Source organism: Bdellovibrio sp. (genome assembly GCF_036384735.1).
In the GTDB taxonomy this organism is placed as follows: Bacteria; Bdellovibrionota; Bdellovibrionia; order Bdellovibrionales; family Bdellovibrionaceae; genus Bdellovibrio.
On sequence record NZ_DASVLT010000045.1, the window covers coordinates 75010 to 100049 of the forward strand.

Consider the following 25040-nt stretch of genomic DNA (forward strand, 5'->3'; position numbering starts at 1 on the left):
ATTCACCACCTGCCGCACGACATTGACATTTGGTCACCGATACATCTCGACACACGAACTCGCAACGTTCAGTTACTCGGAAAATAAAACGGCCAAGGGGAACTCAGACACCAGGTCCCTCGCCCTAAATGAAGTTCCATTCAAAGATTTTCCGGTTAAAGCATGACGCCAAGTATGAGGGGCCCCCGACGGGAGGTCAAACCTCACATCTAAAATCTCTGTGTTCGTTAGAGAAAGTCCTCGTTTCAATGGCTCTTTATTGGCAAGAAATCTAGGAACAACCACCATCATCCATCGATTTTCAAAATGTCGCATGAAAGAGACAAATTGAGATCGTGCTGAACCTTGAGGATATAAAGCGATGTGCTCGGCCTTGATAAACAGGTCGATATCTCGATTTCGCTCTTGCAACAGGCGCCAGGTTAACCAAAGTTTGATCTCTCCTGATCGCCACTGCGTACAAATGCGTTTTAAAAAGGATGGGGAGGCTTGTGCGGGAAAACCCGAAAGCATTTTGCTTCTAATTTCATAATTCACCGGTCTGCGGTTGTCAGGATCCACTAAACTCAAATCCCACAAATCGCATCCTTGATAGAAATCTGCAACCCCGGTCGAGGTGACTTTCAAAGCCAGAATCGCCAGCGAATTGATTGCTCCATAATAGCTGCAGCGGTCCGCAAAGTTTTCGATGGCTTTTAGAAAATGCTTTTCACCAGTTGTTTTGGGATTTAAAATTCTTTCAACAAAAAGATTCAATTTTTTTTCATAGGATTCATTAACTTCTGACCAACTGGTTTCAGTTTTTGACTCCCGAGCAGCTTTGATAAAATACTTCTGCATTCTTTCAATAAATTCTGAATCGATTTTGCCGTCAAAAGGCCATGCCCCGATAATGGTTTCTGAAATAAGATAAACAGCTCTTCGAGACGGAGCTTCTTCCGCCGGGACTTGCCTGATCAGACTTTCACTCAGTTTATTCCATTCATCTGCCACTTCGGAAAGGACATCAATGCGCGACCTTACATCCTCGCTTCGTTTCGTATCATGAGTCGATGTAGTATTTAAATTATAAGGATAATTTCGAACTTGCTCTTGCTGGAAGCGATGATACTCAAGGGAACCATCTCCGACCCAGTCAGGCTCGCCGCCCACCCCATTGAGAGATAAAAGCGGACAATAGCGATACAGAGCAGTATCTTCTAATCCCTTTGCCATAACGGGGCCGGTTAGTTGCTCCCAACGTTTGATGCACGTGAACTCGCCATCACTCCATTTGCCACTTGGCGAAAGAAGCAACGAACGCAGCCACTCAAAGGCCGCTTTGGAAGAGATTTTACCACGCGCCTCTGCTTCACTTAAGGCTTCTTCAAGCCATCGAGACTTTGTCGGCTGTCCTTTTTTCGCATAAGTTCGGTAAACACGCAGGGAGGACGTCACTTCAATCAAAGCTTGCGCTAAATCTTCCCTTGAAAAGAGCTTTCTCTTTCTCGGGGCCACTTCGGAATAGAAAAGATCGACCAGATAATTAACTTCAGCGACGAAGTACGACTCCAGCATTTCTCTTTTGCTGTCATAGACACAGTCATGGAATAGCTCCCAGCGATCGTCGATACGCCTCAGGTAGTGAGAATGCAGATTGAGTAAACCCGGCACATCGACAAACAAGCGTGCACTGATCACTGAAAATTCATATCCTGTTGAACCAAGTATCTTCCAATCCTGTGGCATGAGTTCACCATTGCCAAGAATCTTTTCGACCCACACGTTATCGCATTCCTTCGCTAGTCTTTTTAGATATTGCTCTGGAAAAGCCAGGCCATCCACATGGTCAACACGAAGGCCATGAATATTGCTATATTTTTTTAGCAAATCCGCGATCTTCGAGTGAGCCCACCGAAAAACCTTTTCGTCTTCAATCCTCATTCCGACTAGGTCATTGATGTCAAAAAAGCGACGATAGTTGATCTCACGAGTGCCGGCACGCCAGTCACGCAAGACATAGTTCTGCTCGACTAAAGTTTTTTCCAAAGTTTTAACTGGAATCGTCAGCAAACTTTTTTCTAAGGCCAACGCATTTCTTTTATTTTTACTCAACCACGCCGTCAATTTTTTTGCCAATACTGCCCCCTGAGGCGTATTGCGCTTTGACGATTTAAACTGCTTCATCCAGGGCGGAATCTCACCTTTTTCAGAAAGCTCGGTCGCCGCTGCGATAAATATACTGGGATAAGAATCCAACTTTACGGGGAAAATATGGTCAAAATACTTTAGTACCAGCTCTTCACCAGCAATGCCGATCTTTAATTCTCTTGAAGCAATAACGGCCTGCAAACTTCTTCCCAACACAGGAAGAACGATTTTAAATCCATACTTAGGACTTTTCTTAATATCAAATATCTTCCATGACGATGACTGTTTGCCATTTCTCAAAACATCCCACCAGGCGGGATTGCTTGAATGTGTTGCCAGATGATTGGGAACAATATCCAAAATCAAACCCTCTAAAGACTTATCTTGAGAAATCCTCCTCACTAATGACTCAAACTCTTCTTCACCACCGCGTTCTGCACTTATGACAGTGGGATTGACACCATCATATCCGTGATTGCTTCCTTCAACAGACTCTAAAATGGGCGACAAATAGACATGAGAGATGCCGAGCTTGCTTAAATAGCCAAGAATTTTTCGCGCATCCGCGAAAGTGAAATCCTTATGAAGTTGTAGCCGATAGGTCGAACGAAATGAACGTGACATATTATCCTCGGGCAAAGTGTCCAGCAACTAAAACCGAATAGGGATGAGCCACCAAGGAAGGCATCATATTGATATGTCCTTCGGGATTCGATGAATCTAGCAGTCCTTCTAATGACGAATCTTGAAAATCATAAGTCACGGGGACCTCGCTAAGATTAAAGAACAATTCAAACTTCGAAGAATTATGATTCACAAGAACCTCGATAGTTTGCATCTGCAAGTTGACTCGGGTTTGTATATGTCGACGATCCATCAGCTGATGACGGCGCAGTTTCTTGGAAAGATCGATCAAGCGCCTATAATACACCTCAAAGGACTGCCCCGTGGAGCTTACTTCCTCTTCCCAATCCAGTTTGGAATTTAAGAAAGTCTTTTCACTTCCTGGATCTGGAACGTCTTCATTCCATCCAAAGGCGGCAAATTCATTCTTTCGTCCTTCTTGTGTGGCCTTTAAAATATTTTTATCTGTATGATCAACAAAATACTGGAAAGGAGTTTTTGCTCCCCATTCTTCCCCCATGAATATCAGCGGCATACATCCAGATAGAAATACGGTGGCCGCCGCCAGACGCTGCCTGCGATCATCCGTTAACGAAATCAAACGATCCCCTAATTTGCGATTGCCGATTTGATCATGATTTTGAGAGCACACCACAAGCCGACGACGGTCGATATTTTCATAACTTCGCCCCTGATGACGTTGACGAAATAGCGAATACAGGTTTTCGTACAGAATTCCTTTTCTAAAGCAATCTGCAAATTGTTGAATCGTTCCGAAATCCTCGTAATACCCCTGCGTTTCCTTCGTCAGAGTCGTATGAATAACATGATGAAGATCGTCCGCCCACTGTCCCGTCAGTCCCCAACCGCCATGCTGTGAATCCTGTAGAATTCGCGGATCGTTGTTTTCATTTTCGGCGATAAGGTAAATAGTGCGATGAAGCTTTCGCTCAAGATCTCTTGCTAAATCACTCAACTGCTCTAAGAAAGGAACTGCTGAAGTGTCAAAGATTGCATGAGTCGCATCAAGGCGTAAGCCGTCAAAGTGAAACTCCTCAAGCCACTGTCTGGCATTTTGCAAGAAATAATTGCGAACTTCATCGCCTCCAAAGCCGTCGTAATTCAAGGCCTCGCCCCACGGCGTTTTATATTTGTCTTGAAAGTAAGTTCCCCACTGAGATAAATAATTTCCCTCTGGCCCCATGTGGTTATAGACAACATCAAGCAGAACAGCGATGCCATTTTTATGACATTCGTTAACAAGCTCTTTCAAATCTTTGACGGTGCCGTAAGAACTGTGAGTCGCAAAAATAGCGACACCATCGTAGCCCCAATTTCTTTTTCCCGCAAACTGACCAATGGGCATGATCTCGATTGCGTTAATTCCCAATTTTTTGAAGTGAGGAATCCTTTTTTGAATTCCAGAAAAAGTTCCTTCAGGACTAAAAGTTCCAACATGCAGTTCGTAAACAATAAGATCCTCGAGGGGAATGCCCTTCCACAACTGATCTGTCCACGGAAATTCTTCCGCCACAATTTGCGATGGCCCATGGGGGCCTTCCGGCTGATAGCGCGAGGCAGGATCAGGCAAATCTGTTTTACCATCGATGCGAAATTTATAAAGGTCGCCATCTTTGAAACCATTCAGAGAACCTTCAAAATATCCATGCTCGCCTGCGATCAGAGGAAAAACTTTTTTTACCCCCGGGTTCATACCTACGACTTCTACGATCTGAGCTTTCGGGGCCCAAACGCGAAATGTCGTTGTGTCAAAGGAAGGCCAGGCCCCAACTTTGACATTCATATTCTGCCGGCTTTCAGAAAGACCGCCCCCAAAGGCGGCAAAGTCAGACGTAAACTGTATTTGCGATTGTGTGTGGGAATGGATTCAGCTTCCACCCCACCCATATTTCCCATACCCGATCCGCCATAATCTGTGGCGTCCGTGCTTAAAATTTCCTTCCAAAAACCTGAGGTGTTTACTCCAAGGTGATAACCATATTGGGGGACCGGAGTCATATTAAAGGCGCAAAGGACCTCCTCGCCTTTTTTGTTTTTGCGATAAAAGGAGATAATACTATGATCGCTGTCTTGTGCATCAAGCCACTCAAAACCATCCGCGGAAAAATCCAGCTCATGCAGGGCGGATTCATTTCGATAAATATGATTTAAATAGCGAACAAGGAAACTTATGCCACGATGAGAGGGATATTGAAGCAAGTGCCAATCTAAAGACGAATCATGATTCCACTCGGAACCTTGAGCAAACTCAGAACCCATGAAAAGTAATTTCTTTCCTGGCAGCGCGAACATATAGGCATAGAGTACTCGAAGATTTGCAAACTTTTGCCACTCATCCCCGCTCATCTTATTTAAGACTGAGCCTTTCCCATAAACGACTTCATCATGGGAAATAGACAAAACAAAATTCTCGCTAAAAGCATATAGAGATCTAAAAGTCAGATCGTTTTGATGATATTTGCGATATACAGGATCTTTCTGAAAATATTGAAAGGTATCGTGCATCCAACCCATATCCCATTTCATGTCAAAACCCAACCCACCGGCAAAAGTAGGTGCCGACACTTTCGGCCACGCAGTAGACTCCTCTGCGATCATGTGAATATCAGGATAGGCTTTGTAAACGCTCTCGTTCAGCTCTTTTAGGAAATGCACGGCTTCCAAATTCTCGTGACCACCATACATATTTGGTACCCACTCACCAGGCTTACGTGAGTAATCCAGATACAACATCGAGGCCACTGCATCGACCCGAATTCCATCGACGTGAAAGCGATCTAACCAATACATCGCACTGGAGATGAGAAAGCTGCGCACCTCTCTGCGACCATAATTGAAAATTAAACTTTTCCACTCTGGATGAAAACCCAATCTTGGATCTGCGTGTTCAAACAACGGACCGCCCGTGAAATTTGCCAAAGCAAAATCATCCGCGGGAAAATGCGAAGGCACCCAGTCCAGAATCACGCCAATACCTTCTTGATGAAGACGATCCACTAAAAACATGAAATCCTCTGGCGATCCATAACGTCCTGACGGAGAAAAATAACTCGTGGTCTGATATCCCCACGATCCATAAAAAGGATGCTCCATGACCGGCATCATTTCGACATGGGTGAATTTCATTTCTTTGACATAGGCCGGAAGTTCTTCAGCAAGTTCCCGGTAAGTGAGTGAGCGATTGCCCTCACTGGGATTTCTGCGCCAAGATCCCAGATGCACCTCATAAATGGATATCGCCTGACTCGCGGCTTGACGATCTTTTCGTGTTTGCATCCATTCTTTGTCTTTCCAGGAGTAATTAATATCTGATATTTTACTTGCCGTGCGCGGTGGATCTTCACTCCAGAATGAAAATGGGTCTGCCTTCTCGACATAATGACCACTTAAAGTTTCCATTCGAAACTTATAGGTCTGACCTTTTTTGGCTCCGGGGATAAAGGCACTCCAAATTCCCGAATTTTCTAAAGGTTCCAAAAGACCTTTTTCCGTGTCCCAACCATTGAAATCACCGACAGCAGAAACCCGTTTTACATTCGGAGCCCACACCGAAAACCAAACTCCTTTTTTACCACCCAATTGCGCAAAGTGCGCACCCATTTTTTCATAGGCGCGGTGATAGCGTCCTTCGTTAAACAGATAAAGCTCTTCGGGAGTGAGCCAGCTCATAGGACCTCGCCTTCGCGCAATTGAGAAATGCGCTCAAAGAAAGCATTGAGCTCAGGATTCTCAAGCCATTCTTCCGTGCTGTATTTTAATTTCTTTCGCCAATTTGGATATTCTTTCCAGGTTCCAGGAATATTCTGTGGTTCTGTTTCGCCCCAGAGATCTTCAATATTAATTTGCAAAAGCTCGCAAGGTCCTGACGCCATTCTTTCCATATAACGTTTGCTTAATTGTTGAAATGTCATTTCTTTTTCTTGATTAAGCCATCCATTAACAATCTTGCCGCGTTCTTTAAGTTGCCCTTCCAATTCATTTTCAGTCAGCATCTTTAATTCTTTAAAGAGCTTGATATCGCGCCCCTCACAATAGCCAACAAAAGGAATCATGTCGTGAGTGTTTAAACAGGCAAGTTTTAGCGATTCAGCACTTTTGATAGACTGAGAAGGTTTATCGCCAGCCTCAAAAGGGAAGACCCACATTCCAAGACAGTGATTGCGATTTAAAATCTTCCGCATTTCCATCGGCACGGTTCCTAAATCCTCGCCCACGACTTGATTTCTTGCGCGGTAGGATTCAATGGCAAGAATGGCAAAGAACTCGCGACGATGAAAGCGCACGTAGGTGCCATCACTGACTTTCACGCCCTCGGGAATCACGTACATCCTCTGTAAACCCATAACATGGTCTAAGCGCAAAATTCCCGCATAGCGCATTTGCTGACGAAGACTGTGAATGAAGTATTCATACCCATTGTCTCGCAATTTTCTTGGATGAAGCGGGGCAAAGCCCCAATTTTGTCCATTGTGAAACATCATGTCCGGAGGAGCCCCAGCACTAAAGTCATGTAAAAAACTTGAAGCGAAATGTTTTGCATCGAATCCCGCGCGACTGACTCCTACGGGAACATCAAGATAAAGATGAGCTGTTTTTCCTTCATGTGCCAAAGTCGCAAGTCTTCCCAAAGCCTGGTCCATTTGGAACTGAACATAAAGATGATACTCGAATTCTTCGCGGTCCCCTTGAGATCTGAACATAGCATAGGCCATGGCAAAGGGAGCTGTTTCAAGGTACGTGTTGTACGTCTCAGAATGTTCCGCTTCATTGGCAAAGAAGTCCTTTGCCAATAATTTTAAAATCGGTCTTTTGAGCGCAGCCACTGCACTATGATCCGTAAAAGGCAAATCTTGAAGACGCTTTTTCTCTTTCAAAAACTCTTGTGACTCGCAGAGCTTTTGAATTTCAGGTCGATTCTTTAATAAAACATCGACGTCTAAATAAAGCTCATTCCAAAATAATTTCGAAAGCGGAGTATAGGGACTGGGATCAGCCCCTTTTTTTAGATCAGTCGCCAGCATTGGAAGACTTCCGAAGAAGCTTCCTCCTTCTGCAAAAATTTTCTTTTGCAGAAGACCGATATCAGTAATATCCCCGCATCCCCAATTGCGACGATTACGAATGGCATAAAGTGGTGCAAATAATCCCCAACGTTTTTGCGGAGGCGCCTTCGCCGGTGGTGGAGGAATAAGCACAAGACACTGTGCTTTCTTTCCGGACACCGTTAAATAAACCCGCTGATAACCAATAGGCCATGTCGTTTTTAGCTCTATAGAAAATTTTAAAAATTTTCTCTCGCCAACATGAATTGTTCCAAGGTCCCTTTTAATCAGAAATTCAACGGGCTTTTTGGTCGTATGCTCCAGTTCAATTGAAACTTCTGGGTCTCCCCATTTTTCGGAGTCGGGCCACCATCCGGTGATTATTTTTTTTTCAGAGTCGAACACATACACAGGAGCTAAAATTCGATCAAACTTTTCCAACTTTGCTTTTACCGCAAGCTGTTCAAGATCTCGATCTCCTTGTATAGTTGTTTCAGTGTATTTTTCAAGAACGCGTATTAAAGCAGCAGATTCAATTCTGACAGTTCTTCCTAAGGCGTTAATATAATCCGGTTGCACTCCCCACAGACGTGCCGTCCTACGTAACAGTCTTAGGCTGTATTTCGAATGTGGCAAATACACTAGACTCCTCCCCGAATGATTTTTAAAACTCCACGCAGTGGAATATCAACCCATTCTGGACGATTTCTAAGTTCATAGCCGACTTCGTACAACGCTTTCTCTAGCAGGAACATTTCAAGAAGCATTTCTGTTTGCTCTAGATGAGATGGCAGCAAGGCTCCGTTCATTTTAGCGAGATAAGCTTTAACAAACTCTATACCTGCCCACGCAGACCAGATCTTAAGATATTCTTCTCCATGTTCCTTTTGCTGATCTTTCAAAACATTCTTCTTTAAATGGAATTCAGCCGCATAATCGAAAGAACGAAGCATGCCCGCGACATCTTTCAATGGCGAACGCTTTAGCTTTCTTTCCCCTAAAGTTCTTGCCGGCTCCCCTTCAAAATCAATGATCACAAAATCTTGCCCAGTGAAAAGAACCTGTCCCAAATGATAATCACCATGAATACGAATTCTTGGAGCATCCAACGGCATCCCCTTCATGGCGCTGAACTTTTTGTAGATCAAATCCTCCTTCGACAGAAGCTCTTGGGCTAGTTTCAGATTATCGTCTTTCAGATGAACTAATGAAGCTTTGAGCTGGTCTAAAACCTTATCTGCCAGATTTCTAAAACTTTGGAAAATAGACCGCTGATGGAAAGGAGTATAGAGTTCGGGCACAAAATTCGGCAAATCTGTGTCACCGCCAAGGACCAGATGCATGTTGGCCGTTTTCACTCCAAGTTTACGGGCGAGCTCTAAAGTGTAACCTGCGATATTTTGATAGTATGTCGGTGGATTCACTTCGATATAATCTCGCAGATGATAAGGTGGAATCACTTCCGCTCCATCTTTCAAGGGCTCGGTTAACATTCGCTCAGCAATCTGTTCGACCTGACGAACAATCAATGTCCATCCATCCGTTTCATTTTCAACCAGCTTCTGTACGACAGCCAAAGACATTGAAGTCGTACCCGATTTATAAGTTAGAGATCCTAGATATGCGCCCGCATCAGCAAACTGCTTTTCGGCCAAAAATTTTCCGATTTCGATTTCTGGTTGCTCGCCCTCCGCCAACTTCCGATAGAATTTCAAATAGTACTGCTTGCCAAATGTGGCCGAGGTATTGCTTTGCTCAAATGATCCCATCGTGACGTCGGGAATCTCTGCGGATTTGTCTCCGACAAATTGTGCGACCAATCTTCCCTGAGAAGCACTCAGCACTTTTCCTGAAACGATGAAGTTCAGCATCTGAGTGTTGAACGCGCCATCACCGAGGGCATCATAGAAAACACCAGCTTTTTCACCTATGGTTTCGCAAATGATGATCTTAGATTTTTCCGAAATGATCTTTTTCGCCTTTTCACCATCGGCATAAGCAAGACCGATCAGATAGTATGAAGGCAGCCCTTCCGAGAAATTCACTTTCAGAATATTTAAACTTGCGGAATCCGCCGCCTCGGGAATCGCAATGGAGTGCATTAGCTCCAAAAGGGTAATCCGACGCCCTTTGCCCCCGAACCAACGAGCTCTTTCTAAATAATAGCGAATGTTTTGTGAAAGCCCGCGATGCAGGCGGCCACTTTGCAAGTAACGAAGAGGACTTTCATCCACATCAAGAGCCAAGGACTGTTCCCGCCATGCATTTTCATTATCGACCTGCTGATCGGAAATTTTCAGCCAGTAGAAACTATAAGGGCCTAAAGTTAAAATATATGGTTCTTCTGTGACTGTCGGAAACTGTGTCTGTCCAAAAACTTCAAATGGTCTAGAGCCCTTAAACCGCTTTAAATCCAACGAGACAAACTGCGCGTTACGCGACAGATTCACCACACAGATCATACGCTCGCCCTCAAGTTCACGCATGTAAGTTAGAACTTTCGGATTTGTGCTGTCGATAAACTCTAACTTCCCACGACTTAAAACAGGATGAGAGGTACGCAGAGCGATAACCTTCGCCATCCACCATAATAGAGAAAGCGGATTGGCACGCATATTCTCGACATTTATAGTTTCTGCGTGATAATCCGGGGTCGAAATCACCGGCAGATAAAGCTTTTGCGGATTGGCTTTAGAAAATCCTGCATTGCGATCAAGACTCCACTGAAAAGGAGTGCGTACACCATCTCGATCCCCAAGGTAAATGTTATCGCCCATTCCGATTTCATCGCCATAATAAATAATTGGCGATCCTGGTAACGAGAACAAAAGACTGTTTAAAAGTTCGATTTGTCTTCGATCATTTCCGGCCAAAGGCGCGAGCCTACGACGAACACCCAGATTAATTCGAGCTCGCGGATCACTGGCGTATACTTGATACATGTAATCGCGCTCTTCATCGGTGACCATTTCCAAGGTCATCTCGTCATGATTGCGCAGGAACGTCGCCCACTGGCAATTCTCTGGAATATCAGGAGTTTGTTTTAAAATATCGATAATGGAATAACGATCTTCCATTTTTAACGCCATAAACAAACGCGGCATCAAAGGAAAATGAAAGTTCATATGACATTCATCCCCGCTCCCAAAATAATTCACAGCGTCTTCAGGCCACTGATTCGCTTCGGCGAGCAACATACGACCGGGATATTTTTCATCAATATATGTGCGTAGCTTTTTTAGAAATGCGTGAGTTTCTGGAAGGTTCTCACAGCTAGTTCCTTCCCGCTCGAACAAATAGGGAACAGCATCCAAACGCATTCCATCCACACCGCGTTCCATCCAAAAATCCAAAGCTTTGAAAACAGCCTTTTCAACCTCAGGATTATCAAAATTCAAATCCGGCTGATGGGAGTAGAAGCGATGCCAGTAATAACTTTTCGCTATCGGATCCCAGGCCCAATTGGACGTTTCAAAATCTTTAAAGATAATGCGTGCACTTTTATATTTGCGCGGATCATCACTCCATACATAGAAATTTCTCCAGAAAGACCCTGGGGGAGCCCTTCGGGATTTTTGAAACCACTCATGTTGATCAGAGGTGTGATTGATAACAAGCTCAGTGATCACTCGTATGTTGCGGCGATGAGCTTCGTCGAGGAATCTTTCAAAGTCTTCCATCGTTCCATAAGAAGGATTGATATTCGTATAGTCGGCAATGTCATATCCATCATCCTTTAAAGGCGATGGATAAAATGGCAAGAGCCAAATGGCAGTAATGCCCAGACTTGAAAGATAATCGAGCTTTTGGATCAACCCTTGAAAATCTCCAATGCCGTCTTCATTCGAATCATGAAAAGCACGCACATGAAGTTGATAAATAATGGCATCTTTATACCAAAGTGGATTTTTTTTATTCGACGTAGCCGTAATCATAATCCGTCACTTTGCTAATAGTTTTAATTTTGAAGATATGCGCTGGAGCTCCTGGCCGAAGCTCAATATAATTGCGCCAGCCCTTCCACGAGTAATGAATGTCCGTTAAAAGATCATGCACCACAAAATTACTGGCCTCGGGAATACTCCAGTCGATCAAAGGCAACTCGACCCATCCCGACTGCTTGTTTTTTGCATCAAGATTCACAATAACAACGATGCGATCTCCGCCGTCGCTTTTGGAATAGGCCAGCAGAAATTCATTATCAATGGGATGAAAACGGAAGTTCCGATTCGACTGCAAAGCCTTTTCCTGTTTTCTGATTTGATTGACCTTTGTAATATAGGGCGTGATATTCGGCGCATTCAAATTCCATTGATAAATTTCGTATTTCTCTGAATTCAAATACTCTTCAGCGCCGGGTTGTCTCGGTGTTGAAACCATCAACTCAAAGGCGGGACCATAAATTCCATAATTGCTTGAAAGGGTGGCCGCCAAGACAAGTCTTTGCTTGAACATCGTTTCGTTCTGCTCTTGCAATGAAAGCGGCAAAATATCTGGAGTATTCGGCCAGAAGTTCGGCACGAAATAATCTGCAAGTTCAGTCTGTGTGAGTCTGTTCATGTACTGAGTCAGTTCCCACTTCGTGTTTCTCCATGTGAAATAGGTATAGGATTGACTGAAACCAATTTTCGCTAAGTAAGCCATAATTTTGGGGCGAGTAAACGCTTCGGAAAGAAAGATCACATCTGGATTATTTTCTTTAACCTCAGCGATCATCCATTCCCAAAAATGAAATGCCTTTGTGTGAGGATTATCGACGCGAAAGATGCGCACACCTTGCGCAATCCAAAAATCGACGACACTGCGAAGTTCTTCCCACATTTCCCTCCAAGCCGTCGATTCAAAGTCGAAGGGATAAATATCTTGATATTTCTTAGGAGGATTTTCGGCATATTGAATACTTCCGTCGGGTCGTTGCTTAAACCACTCGGGATGTTCCTTGACGTAGGGATGATCAGGCGAACATTGATAGGCAATGTCCATAGCCACTTGCAGTTCCATGGAATTTGCCTTTTTCACCAGTGAATGAAAATCCTCCATCGTTCCGTATTGGCTAAAAATGGATTTGTGTCCCCCCTCTTCACCGCCGATGGCCCAGGGACTGCCGACGTCATCTGCCTGGGCATTCAAAGTATTATTCTTGCCTTTGCGGAAGGCTTTTCCCACCGGATGAATGGGCGGAAGATAAACAACATCAAAACCCATTTTCTTTATATCATCGAGGCGAGCTTCCGCATCTTTGAAAGTTCCGTGGCGAGCGGGCCCCGTCACTGTAGATCGCGGAAAGAATTCATACCACGTGCTAAAACGTGCCTGCGCCGGCTCCACTTGCAATGGCACCTCGTGATCGTATTGGATGAAACTCGCTTTATCGAATTGTTCGTAGGCGATTCTTTCTAATTCGGGAGTTTGTGCCCAAGCATTGAAGTCACCGACCGTCAGAAACGAAGTTTTCGACCACGACTTTAGAGTGCTATAAAACTTTTTTAAAAACTCTTTCTCGGAATCATTTACGAAGGCGAACCACGATTTTACCAGGCGCTCGCCAATCAGCAGATCAACAGAGACATTTTGTTGCGCATCGATTTTCTTTTGCATATCAGCGCGCCACGTTCCGAAGCGATCCACCGCAGCCTGCACTGTAAAGTAATATCGGCCTAATTTTTTTAGATGGAATTCCGTACTCCATTTATCATTCCCCTGATCTTTTAACTGAAGAATGTGGGGAGTTTGCTCTGAGGAGTGCCTTAAGAGCACTCGCCCCTTCACCATGTCGTGACCGTCGACCAAGATGTGTGCCGTGATTTTAATTTGTTCATCGTCGTAGCGTTTCGCCGCAAATCTGCCTCGGTCTATTTCTGGCAGAACTCTGTCAATGATAACTCTGGAGGGACGCTGACTCTGCTGCTTTGCCATACTCAACACACTTTCTGAAATGAGTGTCCTAAGTTGATGACTATAATTCAGGTACAGAAAACAGAAAGATGATTGACGGTGTTTTTGTTAAAGCTCAAATTTCAAAACTGAAATCTTGGTGTTCACGACTTGACGTCTTATTCACGGCAGTTCCTCATTATATAGTGAGGACTTATGGACGCTGAAGCCAGTCGCGACACTTCATTGCAGAACGAAAGAAGAAGGAATCAAGATCAACCTCTTCAACTCTGGAGAGGAAGTCATACGCCCCTTGGGGCCACTCTTTATCAAGACGGTGTGAACTTTGCGATTTACTCTCAGAATGCCGAAAAAGTTGTGCTTTGTCTTTTCGATGAAAATGGCAATGAAACCCAACTGGAACTGGTGGAGCAAACGTACAAAGTTTGGCACGGCTTCGTTCCGGGAATGCAGGCGGGGCAACAATACGGATACCGCTTTTATGGTCCTTACGATCCAGAAAAAGGTCATCGCTTTAATCCGCATAAACTTTTAATCGATCCTTATGCAAAAGCAACTTCAGGACCCATTCAATGGAATCCTTCGATTTTTCCATATAAAGAAGGCGATGATTCGGATGGCACCTCATTTGATGAACAGGACAGTGCTGCCTATATGCCGAAAGGCATTGTCATCGATGATCGATTTCAATGGGGCGCAGACCGCTCTCCTCGCATTCCATGGAGTGAAACTATTATTTACGAAGCCCATGTCAAAGGCTTCACAAAAATGCATCCCGGAGTGCCGGAGGGCATTCGTGGAACATACAACGGCATGTGCCACCCTGATGTGATCAACTATCTCAAGGATCTCGGAATCACGGCTATTGAACTTCTTCCTATCCATCAACACGTTGAGGAAGAACATATTCAAAGAAAAGGACTGCACAATTACTGGGGTTATAACACCATCGGATATTTTGCGCCAGATTGGCGGTACGCCACGAATCCGCGGAACGGCAGTCAAGTTCAAGAATTTAAAAACATGGTGCGTGAATTTCACGCCGCTGGAATCGAAGTTATACTTGATGTCGTCTACAATCACACCGCCGAAGGAAATCAACTAGGACCGATGTTGAGCTTTAAAGGAATCGATAATGCCAGCTACTATCGTCTGGATCTAAAAAATCTCAACTATTATGCCGACTACACGGGATGCGGCAATACATTGAATGTGATCAATCCCCACGTGCTTCGCCTCATCACGGACAGCCTTCGCTACTGGGTTACAGAGATGCACGTCGATGGCTTCCGTTTCGATTTAGCCTCTGCTCTAGCCAGAGGATTTCATGAGGTTCACCAATTGAATTCCTTCTTCAATATTCTTCATCAAGATCCTATCTTATCCGAAGTCAAATTGATCGCAGAGCCATGGGACTTAGGAGCCGATGGTTACCAAGTTGGAAACTTTCCCGATCATTGGGCCGAATGGAATGACAAATATCGCGACACAGTTCGCAGCTTCTGGAAAGGCGATGGAGGCCGCATTGCCGATCTAGGATATCGCCTCATGGGTTCCAGCGATCTGTATGCATCTTCGGGTCGCGGCCCCTGTGCCAGTGTAAATTTCATTACTGCCCACGATGGATTCACTCTGAATGATCTTGTTTCATACAGTCAAAAGCACAATGAAGCAAATTTAGAAGATAATCGTGACGGCAATGACAATAACATCAGCACCAACTGGGGATTTGAAGGGCCTACGGATGATCCCGCCATCAACGCGATTCGATCTCGAATGAAAAGAAATTTTCTTGCGGTTCTTTGCCTCTCTCAAGGTGTTCCAATGATTACCGGTGGCGATGAAATGGGACGAACACAGCAAGGAAATAATAATGCTTACTGCCAAGACAACGAAATCAGCTGGGTCCACTGGGATACAGCAGACAGAGATCTTATCAGGTTCACTAAAAAACTTCTGAAGCTTCGCAAAGCACATCGTGTCTTCCATCGCCGCAACTTTTTCGAAGGTGAAAGTTTGCGGGCAGGAGGAAAGAAAGACGTCCTCTGGTTCAATCCTTCCGGAGAAGAAATGAACGAAGAGGAATGGACTAAGCACTATGCCAAATGCTTGGCTCTGGAAATGACCGGAACCGCAATCAATGAGCATGACGAAAAAAATGCTCTCATCTGCGACGATAATTTTATTTGGATGTTGAATGCGAGCGAATTGGACATGGAGTTCAATTTCCCTAAAGCCGCACAACATAGTCAATGGCAAATCATTTTCGATACTGCTCAGGACTGGCCTGATCAGGCTCATTTTTTTAATGCCGATCAAAAATATAAAGTCATGTCTCGGTCCACGGTCTTATTGATGGAAAAGAGGACTCAACCTGGGTTTGAGAGTTTTTGACAGACTTTTTATAATAAGAGTCTCTGATGTTTCAAGTAACAGGGACCTACGCCATTTTTAACAAAGTTCCTTTTCTTCCTCTTGGTGAGAGCGTTCTGAATGATAGCCTGAACAGGTTTAAAAAAGGAATCTCTCATGACTTCAAAACCGAAAAGAATTTTCGTCAGCAATCGGCTTCCATTTCATGTTGATGCAAGATCTGGAAATCTCAATCGCGGAAGCGGTGGCCTTGTATCTGCCTTGCTGGGTGTGAGTCTTGAAGATCCCTTCTCATGGATGGGATTTGAAACAGATCCTGCCACGGCTGAAATTCTTCGCACACGCGGCTCAGAAATTAAGAACAATCTTCAGTGTCACCCTGTCCTGCTAAATAAAGAACTCTATGACACTTATTATGACGGCGTGGCCAACGACTTGATCTGGCCGCTTTTCCACTACGAGACTAGTATCGCAGAGTTCAGCCGTCCCAATTGGGAAAAATATGAATACGTCAATCAACTGATGGCTGAAGAAATTTTGCGGGTTGCCCAAGACCACGACACCGTTTGGGTTCATGATTTTCATTTTTTATTATTGCCTCGCCTGATTAAAAAAATAAATCCAAAAATAAAAGTCGGATTTTTTTTGCATATTCCCTTTCCTAACATTGAAATCTTCCGGCATCTTCCAGTGGCGGAACAAATTTTAAAATCTCTCTCGCAAGCGGATCTGTTGGGATTTCATGAGCATTCGTATCTTTCACATTTTAATGAATGCATTAAAACCTTATTAGGTGTGGAATCAACTTTATATAAAGCTCGCTTTGATTCGCACACTTTGCATCTTGGCGCATATCCCATCAGCATCGATACGGCGGCTTTCAAAACAAGATCTTCAAGTGAAGTCGTACACTCACTGACAAATACCTATCGAAATTCTAAAGAGATTTTCCAAATCTTAGGCATCGATCGCTTAGACTACACGAAAGGTTTAGAATTAAAACTGCGTGGTTTTCAAAGAGCCTTAAGGAAGTATCCTGAATTGCGAGGCAAAATTTCACTCTTACAGGTGGCAGTTCCATCTCGTCAAAAAGTTCCATACTACATAAAAATCAAAGAGGAAATAGATCGTCTGATCGGAAATATTTGTGGAGAGTTCGCGACCACAGACTATACCCCTCTTCAATATGTCTTTAATTCTGTCCATGAAGAAACTTTGATGGCCCTATATAAACGCGCCGATGCGGCCCTTGTCACCAGCAAGCGCGATGGGATGAACTTAGTGGCTATGGAATATATTATGGCTCAAGATGTACAGACTGCCGGTGTTCTCGTTTTAAGTGAATTTACTGGTGTCGCTTCGATGCTTGCGGATGCGGTGACCATCAACCCATGGGATGTCGATTGCATTGCCGACGCGATCTATACCGCCTATAAAATGCCTCTGACAGAGCGAAAAGCTCGCATGGCAAATATGCAGGAAAGTCTTAGTAAGTATTCAGCCACGCAATGGGCCGAAAAATTTCTCGATGACCTCGAGAAAAACAAGACATCAAAAAACCTGAATTCTTGTTGTCAGCTCTTGTCGCCATCGTCAGATCAATGGCCCCGTCACTTGCTTTACCATCTGCAACTGTCTGGCGGGCGTCTCATCGTCGACCTAGATGGGATGCTCAATGAGTTGCAAAAACGTCCTGATGTTTCAATGATTCTTGAGCAAATGCGAAATGCTTTGGATAACCTTCACGAGGATCTTGAAATTTACATCTTAAGTGGACGCTCTAAAGAATATCTGGAAACTCATTTTGGTGATTCGCATTTTATATTAGCTGCAGAACATGGGGCCTTTTACAAAAAACCAGGGCATGCTTGGAAAAATCGCGTCTCTTCTAATTTATCACTTTGGTATGAAGAGATTTGCGCAGCTATGAAGGCTTATACGGCCCGAGTGCCATTCTCGTCAGTTGAAGTTAAGGAAGCGTCTCTTTTGTGGCATTTTGATCAATCGCCAAAAGCTTTTGCCGAGACTCAAGCCCGACGTCTGAATCAAGAACTGAAGGCTGCTTTCGCTAATGAACCGGTGACAATTCATCGTAATGGAACATCCATTGAAGCTAAAGCCATGGAATGCAATAAAGCGAACTTCGCTAGATGGTTGATGCAAAATGACGCTTCAGAAATTTTCACGATTTGTATTGGCGACGAACGCAGCGACGAGGAATTATTCGTAAGCCTTACCGGGAAAAGTCTGTCTATCAAAGTCGGCACAGAGGCCACATCCGCACAGTATCGACTGCAAAATCAGAAACAAACGTTGAGGTTCTTTGAGGAATTACAAAACTTTTTCGAAGAGCTCCACTATCAAAAGCGTGATATTCATGCGTAAAAAAGCCGGTTTTAATACCGGCTCTTCAATGTGCTATCTCTTTTGTTTCCTTAAGTACACGCGGCACTCGAACGGTCGAAGCTTCATCTGTCCCGGCAGATGCGTTTCTGAAGTTTCATAGTTGCTCATAATCAGCAGTGCATTAGGATCTGATTCTGGCATATTCGCCTCCGCAGGGCGACCGCGCATATTGCAAATGATCCAAGCCTTGTCATTATCTACGCTGCGAGTGTAGGCGTAGATCTCTGGATGATCTGCCAAGATCAAATCATAAGCCCCATATAAAAGAACATGGTTTTCTTTACGAATGAATACCATCTTCTTATAAAACGACAGAATAGAGCCCGGCTGATCCAACTGAGCCTCGACGTTGATCTCTTTATAATTTGGATTCACTTTCAACCAAGGCTTGCCCGTCGTGAAACCACCATTCGGTTGAGCATTCCATTGCATCGGCGTGCGCGAGTTGTCGCGGGATGTGGATGCAATCTCGCGCGTGATCTCCTCGTCTGTTGCGCCTTCAGCACGGCGAGTGGCAAAGTGATTCTTTGCATAAACGTCTTGGAAATCATCAGGACCGTTGAACACAGTATTGGTCATACCAATTTCTTGGCCTTGATAAATAAACGGCGAGCCTTCCATCAAGAAATACAACGCCGCGATGCAAGTGGCACTTTCACGCCAGTACTCGCCCGTATCACCCCATTTTGAGGTCACACGAGGAATGTCATGGTTTTCCACGAACAAAGCATTCCAACCTTTGCCATGGAGGTTCTTTTGCCATTTCGTGAAGATGTGCTTCAACTCAGCTAAATCAAATTTGTCGCCACCAACAGCATCCCACAATTTCTGATGGCCAAACTGAATGATCATACTAAGACGTTTTTTTTCCTCAGAAACCCACTCTTCAGCCTGATCCGCATCTACGCCATTAGCTTCGCCGACAGTCACAACGTCATAGCGAGAGAATGTTTGCTCGCACAATTCAGCCAGATAATGAAGAACACCATCAACGTTCATGTGGAAAGGCTTTGAGTCCACATAGCGTTCGCCATGAGGATTTGGCAGATCAGGAAGGCCCGGAACTTTCTTGGTGTGGCTGATTGCATCGATACGGAAACCATCGATGCCACGATCCAACCACCAACGGATCATTTTATAGATCTCGTTCTTCATATCTTGATTTTCCCAATTTAAGTCCGGTTGACGAGCCGAAAATAAGTGCAAGAAATATTGCTGTGTCAACGAATCGTATTTCCAAGCAGAGCCCTCAAAAATACTCTCCCAGTTATTGGGCTCATGACCGTTTTTACCGTCACGCCAAATGTACCAGTCACGTTTCGCGTTGTCTTTTGAAGAGCGAGACTCTAAGAACCAAGGATGTTCATCACTTGTATGATTGATCACAAGGTCCATGATCAATTTCATACCACGACGGTGCATCTCTTTTAAAAGATGATCCACATCTTCCATAGTTCCAAATTCATGATGAATATCTTGATAGTCACTGATGTCGTAACCGTTGTCATCTTGCGGAGATTTAAAAACAGGACAGATCCAAACAACGTTCACACCCAGATCTTGAAGGTAATCCAATTTCTCGACGATGCCGCGAATGTCACCGATACCATCGCCATTGCTGTCTTTAAAACTGCGAGGGTAAATTTGATAAAAAACGGCTTCTTTCCACCATTTTGGCTTTACTGTCACATTTACATTGGTCATAGACCCTTATTAAAAAACTATTTTGCAGCAAAAATAAACTTAAAAGCGGGCTTCACCGGATTTAATGACTGGCTAACGCATGGCCTTAGGATCACTTAGGTATCCTGTTAAAGAACAGCGAATCTGCCAAGAGTCTTCGCTATAGAGGGGCAAGAAATTTTCGAGGTTCGTTAAGCAGCGGCTTCGAGTTTACGAACTAATGCTGGCACTTCCAAAATCATGAATGTTTTCTTATTGCCATTGAGCTCTGTCATCTCAACCACTTCTGTCATATCCCCTTGCAGGGATTTCGCGACATCCTTGGCCAAAAACATCGGAATCTTAATTTTCTGAGCTTCATCGACAGTGACTATAGACTCTACCGAGTCCACGAGCAGTCCATATTTACCTTTTTCGCCCGTCACAACAAGTATCCGGGAATTCATATAGTCCTGTCCCGCTTTCATGCCATAGTAACTGCGAAGATCGATCACCATCACCATTTCACCGCGCATGTTCGTCATACCCACAACATATTCAGGGTAGCCCGGAGGGTGAATAAGTTCCTCAGTGACCTTTGCAATCTCGTCGATGCCGCTTAAACGAGTAGACAACATATAATCTAATTTAAATGAGATATAAGGCTTACGTTCACTAGCGCGTTTCTGCGATTCTTTGTGGTCAACCTCGGGCTTCCCATAAAGCGTGGCGTGGCCCTTGGTGATAGCAAGAATTTCTTTATCAGAAAGCATCTGCATTTCATTCAAAAAGATCACATTCGGGGCCTTATCATGAGGCAACATCCCACGCATCATATCCATTTTTTCCTGCTGAAAAAGAGGAATGGGTAATACTTCCTCCTCATAAAAAGTCACGATGCTATCCACACTATCGACTAGGAAGCCCACTTGAATATTTTGTACCTTCATGATGATAATGCGCTTGGCTTCCAACTCGACATTGCCAGCTTCCAGTTTTAAAAACATTTGAAAATCAAGGATCGGAATGATCATGCCACGAAGGTTCACCATACCTATACAATAGTCCACGGCAAGAACACTGCGTTTGATCTCTGGCACCCGAATGATTTCGCGAATTGCAGAGATATCAAGGCCAAATTCCATCACGCCAGAGCGGAACGTAATGCACTGGCAGCGTTTTGACTTTTTTTGGTTCACCTCTGCCACTTGATTACGACTTTGGCTTAAGATCTCTGGAATATTTTGGACCTTGATAAGCAAAGCCGGATCGATCACTTCAACGATGCGATCGCCGCCATTTAGTTTCAAAACACTGCGAATAACGGAGCCTTTATCGTCGGGCTCACCGTCAAAGTGCGAAACATCTTCATCACGGACGTTCAGAATTTCTGAAGTCCCATCAAACAAAAGACCTACCCGAACTTTTTCAGAACTGACAATGGCTACTTTTTTTAGAGATGAATCCCTGGTGCTTTGCAATCCCAGAAGCATTGCTACGTCCACAATGGGAATCACCACGCCGCGAAGATTAAAGAGCCCCGTCAAATAAGGAGGCGCCAACGGAATGTTAGTCGTCTTTTCTGGATAATTCACCACCTCTTGCAAGGAGGCGACAGAAAGAGCAAGCTCTGTATCTGCCAAGTCAAAAGAGGCATACATTTGAGTATGACCACTACGTTTTTGAGCCTTAGATACCAAATCCATTTTTTCCCCTATGCGACCTTAGGAACTTTTTCGACTTCAAAATGGCCAGAGCTTGAGTCCAAAGTGATTTTAGTGCCTTGATCCCCGCCACATTGAAAAGCCACAATTTTAATTTTCAACTTCTCAATACATTGTTTTGCAATTTTAAGATTCTCTTCGCCGACAACAAATTTTGTATACGGTTGCTCGACTTCCATCATTTGACCACCGCCGGCGACCAATGCTTCAAGCTCGCTATAATCGGAGGGCCCTGCCCCTAAACGTTCAAGCATGCGAGGCAAAGTCAAACTCACGTAACGAGCGTCTTTGTCTTCTTGCGGTGATACGGGATACGGCAATAGACAGTGCGCTAAAACGCTTTTATTCTGCTTTTTCCAAATCAGCCCAATCCCAACGCAGGAACCAAGAACGGTTTTTAGGATTTCGCCCTCCGCTCCGACAATCACTTGTCCAATTCTGACGTGGTATTCTGGTTTACCCACCGCTAACCTTTTTTATAAATTAAAGGTTTATGAAAAGTGAAGTCGGTTTTCAGTCGCGCCAAGGACTCTGATTCCCCGACAATCAGAAAGCCACCAGGTTTCACCGCTTGAAAGATATTGCGTAAGACCAACTCCTGGTCCACGTCCGTGAAATAAATCAAAACATTTCGTAAGAACACGATGTCGTAATGACCGATCTTAGAAGGTCTTGTATGCAGATTATGAATGGAAAAATCCATCCGCTGAAACAGTATATCCAAGGCTTTGCATTCACCCGTTGGCAGCGTTTTAAAATACTTTTCAAAAAGTTCGGGATATTTCTTTTTGAACTCGGCCGTATTTCTTTCTTTAAAGATCCCGGAACGAGCTCTTTCCAAAACATTGGTATCAATGTCTGAACCTGAAATTTGATAACGAAAGCTGGGCTTCGTCATTTTATACTCTTCGCAGGTCATGGCAATACTAAATGCCTCTTCTCCCGTTGAAGACGCCGCTGACCAAACACGTAAAGTTCCATCAGAATTCTTTATCGACCATTCCGGCAAATATTCATTTCTGAAATAGTCCCAAATCAGTGGAGTTCTAAAAAACAGGGTCTCGTTCGTCGTGACCATATTTACAAACTCTTGAGTTTCGTCAGAATGATTGTGAAGGTATTCAAGATAGGCTTCAGGACTTTCAAGGCCTAAAGCTCGCAAACGAGGACGAAGACGGGCAAATAATAGCTCCCGCTTTCGTTCTTCCATTGTAATCCCGGTATGGGTCTTCACTAGAGAAAGGAAACTCTTTAAAGTTTCCCCATCTAGTTTTCTTGCTGCTTCGCTCATTTACACCACAAATCTTGCCACAGTCTTATTAAGTTCATCGGCACCAGATACCAAGGACTTCGTCGAGTTCGCGATGCTTTCAGAGGCCTGCGCCGACTTCTCGGATTCCCCAGCGATGTGCTGAATCGCCGCACTCACACCTTTGGCCGCTTCGGATTGCTCTTCCGCTGCGACTGTGACTTCAGAGATAGACTGCGTTGTCTTTTCAATTCCCGCCACGATTTTGCCGAACGCTTCACCCGCTTGTTGCGAGATTGCGCTGCCTTGCCCGACACGTTTCACCGACTCGTTAATTAGTTTAGAAATTTCCTTCGTTGCCTGTGAAGAACGTTCTGCAAGTTTACGAACTTCATCTGCTACCACCGAGAATCCCAAACCATGTTCACCCGCACGAGCCGCTTCGATGGCAGCATTGAATGCGAGTAGATTTGTTTGACTGGCAATTTCGCTAATCACTTTGATAATCTCGCTGATATCCTCAGATGATTTATTGATCAATTCCATCGCTTCGATAGATTTAGAAATAGCTTGGCTGCCTTGTTCTGCTTCTTTTTGCGTTACCTTAGCAAGCTCATTCGCTTTCTTTGTATTATCTGCGATAGAGGCAATTGACGCTGTGAACTCTTCGATGGAAGCATTCATTTCTTCCACTGTTGCCCCAAGGCTCAATGCCCCAGAGGCCACAGAGTTCGATTGGTCTGCAATGGATTTCGATGAAGTTCCGAAGTCATTCGCAGAATTCACAACACGAGAGATCACCGCACGCAAGTCTTCCATCATTTTCTTAATACCAGAAGCCAATTGGCCCAAGGCATCGTCACCCGTTACAGAAATTGGGAACGTCAAATCCCCTTCAGCAGCTTTGCTTACTGTGAATTACAGAGCATCTACCTTCTTTTGATCTTCTTCCGCTTTTCTTTTCACGGCCTGCTCAAGTTTCACTTGCTCGGTGATATCACTTGCGAACTTCACCACTTTATAAGGCTTACCATTCATATCCATGATCGGATTGTAAGTGGCTTGAATCCAGATTTGTTTGCCGCCCGCACCCACGCGCAAATAGCGGCCCGAATCGAATTCACCCGTATTCAATTTTTTCCAGAAGTTTTGGTATTCCGCACTTGCTGCATATTCTGGCTCGCAGAATATGCGATGGTGCTTGCCTTGAATTTCTGGCAGACTGTAACCCAAAGTCTTTAAGAAATTCTCGTTGGCATTCATGATCGTTCCATCCAGATTGAACTCGATTACAGCCTGTGCTTTGCTGATCGCCAGAATTTTACCTTCGTACTCAGAGTTCTTCATTTTCGTAGCCGTGATGTCTGTGGCAAACTTCACGACTTTAAACGGCCTGCCTTCAGCATCAAAGACTGGATTGTAAGAGGCATTGATCCAAATCTCTTTGCCACCCTTGCCAAAGCGTTTGAATTCGCTCGCAGTACATTCTCCATTTGCCAAACGCTCCCAGAATTTCTTGTATTCAGGCGTATTTGCATAGGTCGGATCGCAGAACATAGCATGATGACGATTTTGAATTTCATCCAAAGAGTAGCCCATCGCCTTTAAGAAGTTTTCATTGGCGGTAAGGATCGTTCCATCCAAATTGAATTCAATAATAGCTTGAACTTTACTAAGGGCCGCGAGCTCTGCCTTTAAAACTGCCAATTCATCATGGTGAGACTGTTTTGTAGAATCCGAAAATGCGTCTAGTTTGAGGGCTGTACTCATGCTTTTAATTCCTCCGCCTAAACTTCTCGGAACCCATTAACAGCCCTATATAGCTTTTGTTGGACGTTACATAGATTTAATGAATAATTTTCGCCATTTTGCGACTTAGCTGTCAAATATCAGCAAAGATCCTTAAACTGTCGA

Annotated in this window: 12 protein-coding genes and 1 pseudogene; 2 read left to right on the forward strand and 11 right to left on the reverse strand. The window is 44.3% G+C overall.

Annotated elements, in window-relative coordinates:
• Positions 1-72: 72 nt before the first annotated feature.
• From treY to VF412_RS12890, 6 genes are read right to left on the reverse strand one after another with little or no spacing between them, the layout of a single operon-like run.
• Complete coding sequence (gene treY, locus VF412_RS12865; protein WP_331339658.1) at positions 73-2754, reverse strand: malto-oligosyltrehalose synthase; 2682 nt, start codon at positions 2752-2754, stop codon at positions 73-75.
• 1 nt (position 2755) lies between these two features.
• On the reverse strand, positions 2756-4558 hold the full coding sequence (gene treZ / locus VF412_RS12870; RefSeq protein ID WP_331339659.1) for a malto-oligosyltrehalose trehalohydrolase: 1803 nt from the start codon (positions 4556-4558) through the stop codon (positions 2756-2758).
• Positions 4555-6444, reverse strand: a complete 1890-nt coding sequence (glgB, locus tag VF412_RS12875; protein WP_331339660.1) for a 1,4-alpha-glucan branching protein GlgB — start codon at positions 6442-6444, stop codon at positions 4555-4557. Before glgB ends, treZ begins: the two co-directional genes overlap by 4 nt.
• A complete protein-coding gene (locus tag VF412_RS12880) occupies positions 6441-8459 on the reverse strand; it encodes a 4-alpha-glucanotransferase (RefSeq protein WP_331339661.1) in 2019 nt (672 codons plus the stop codon). Before VF412_RS12880 ends, glgB begins: the two co-directional genes overlap by 4 nt.
• Positions 8459-11752, reverse strand: a complete 3294-nt coding sequence (gene treS, locus VF412_RS12885) for a maltose alpha-D-glucosyltransferase (protein WP_331339662.1) — start codon at positions 11750-11752, stop codon at positions 8459-8461. Before treS ends, VF412_RS12880 begins: the two co-directional genes overlap by 1 nt.
• Complete coding sequence (locus VF412_RS12890; RefSeq protein ID WP_331339663.1) at positions 11730-13733, reverse strand: alpha-1,4-glucan--maltose-1-phosphate maltosyltransferase; 2004 nt, start codon at positions 13731-13733, stop codon at positions 11730-11732. The genes treS and VF412_RS12890 overlap by 23 nt, the downstream gene beginning before the upstream one ends.
• 174 nt (positions 13734-13907) lie before the next feature.
• Here VF412_RS12890 and glgX point away from each other — a divergent pair, with 174 nt between their 5' ends.
• Both glgX and VF412_RS12900 read left to right on the forward strand, forming a co-directional pair.
• Positions 13908-16106, forward strand: a complete 2199-nt coding sequence (gene glgX / locus VF412_RS12895; RefSeq protein ID WP_331339664.1) for a glycogen debranching protein GlgX — start codon at positions 13908-13910, stop codon at positions 16104-16106.
• Between the two features lie 135 nt (positions 16107-16241).
• Positions 16242-18470 (forward strand): bifunctional alpha,alpha-trehalose-phosphate synthase (UDP-forming)/trehalose-phosphatase, encoded by a 2229-nt coding sequence (locus VF412_RS12900; RefSeq protein WP_331339665.1) that lies wholly within the window; start codon positions 16242-16244, stop codon positions 18468-18470.
• Positions 18471-18503: 33 nt separating this feature from the next.
• On the opposite strand, the gene VF412_RS12905 is transcribed toward VF412_RS12900, so the two are convergent.
• From VF412_RS12905 to VF412_RS20065, 5 genes and pseudogenes are all read right to left on the reverse strand, one after another.
• Entirely contained in the window at positions 18504-20195 is a 1692-nt protein-coding gene (locus VF412_RS12905; RefSeq protein ID WP_331339666.1) for an alpha-glucosidase, read from the reverse strand.
• A 170-nt stretch (positions 20196-20365) separates the two neighbouring features.
• Positions 20366-21859 (reverse strand): chemotaxis protein CheW, encoded by a 1494-nt coding sequence (locus VF412_RS12910; RefSeq protein ID WP_331339667.1) that lies wholly within the window; start codon positions 21857-21859, stop codon positions 20366-20368.
• A gap of 8 nt (positions 21860-21867) precedes the next feature.
• The gene (locus tag VF412_RS12915) at positions 21868-22341 is read right to left on the reverse strand and encodes a chemotaxis protein CheD (protein ID WP_331339668.1); all 474 of its coding nucleotides are present in this window, start codon (positions 22339-22341) and stop codon (positions 21868-21870) included.
• A 2-nt stretch (positions 22342-22343) separates the two neighbouring features.
• Complete coding sequence (locus VF412_RS12920; protein WP_331339669.1) at positions 22344-23168, reverse strand: protein-glutamate O-methyltransferase CheR; 825 nt, start codon at positions 23166-23168, stop codon at positions 22344-22346.
• Positions 23169-24896: pseudogene (locus VF412_RS20065) on the reverse strand (methyl-accepting chemotaxis protein). It abuts the gene before it with no gap.
• Positions 24897-25040 lie beyond the last annotated feature (144 nt).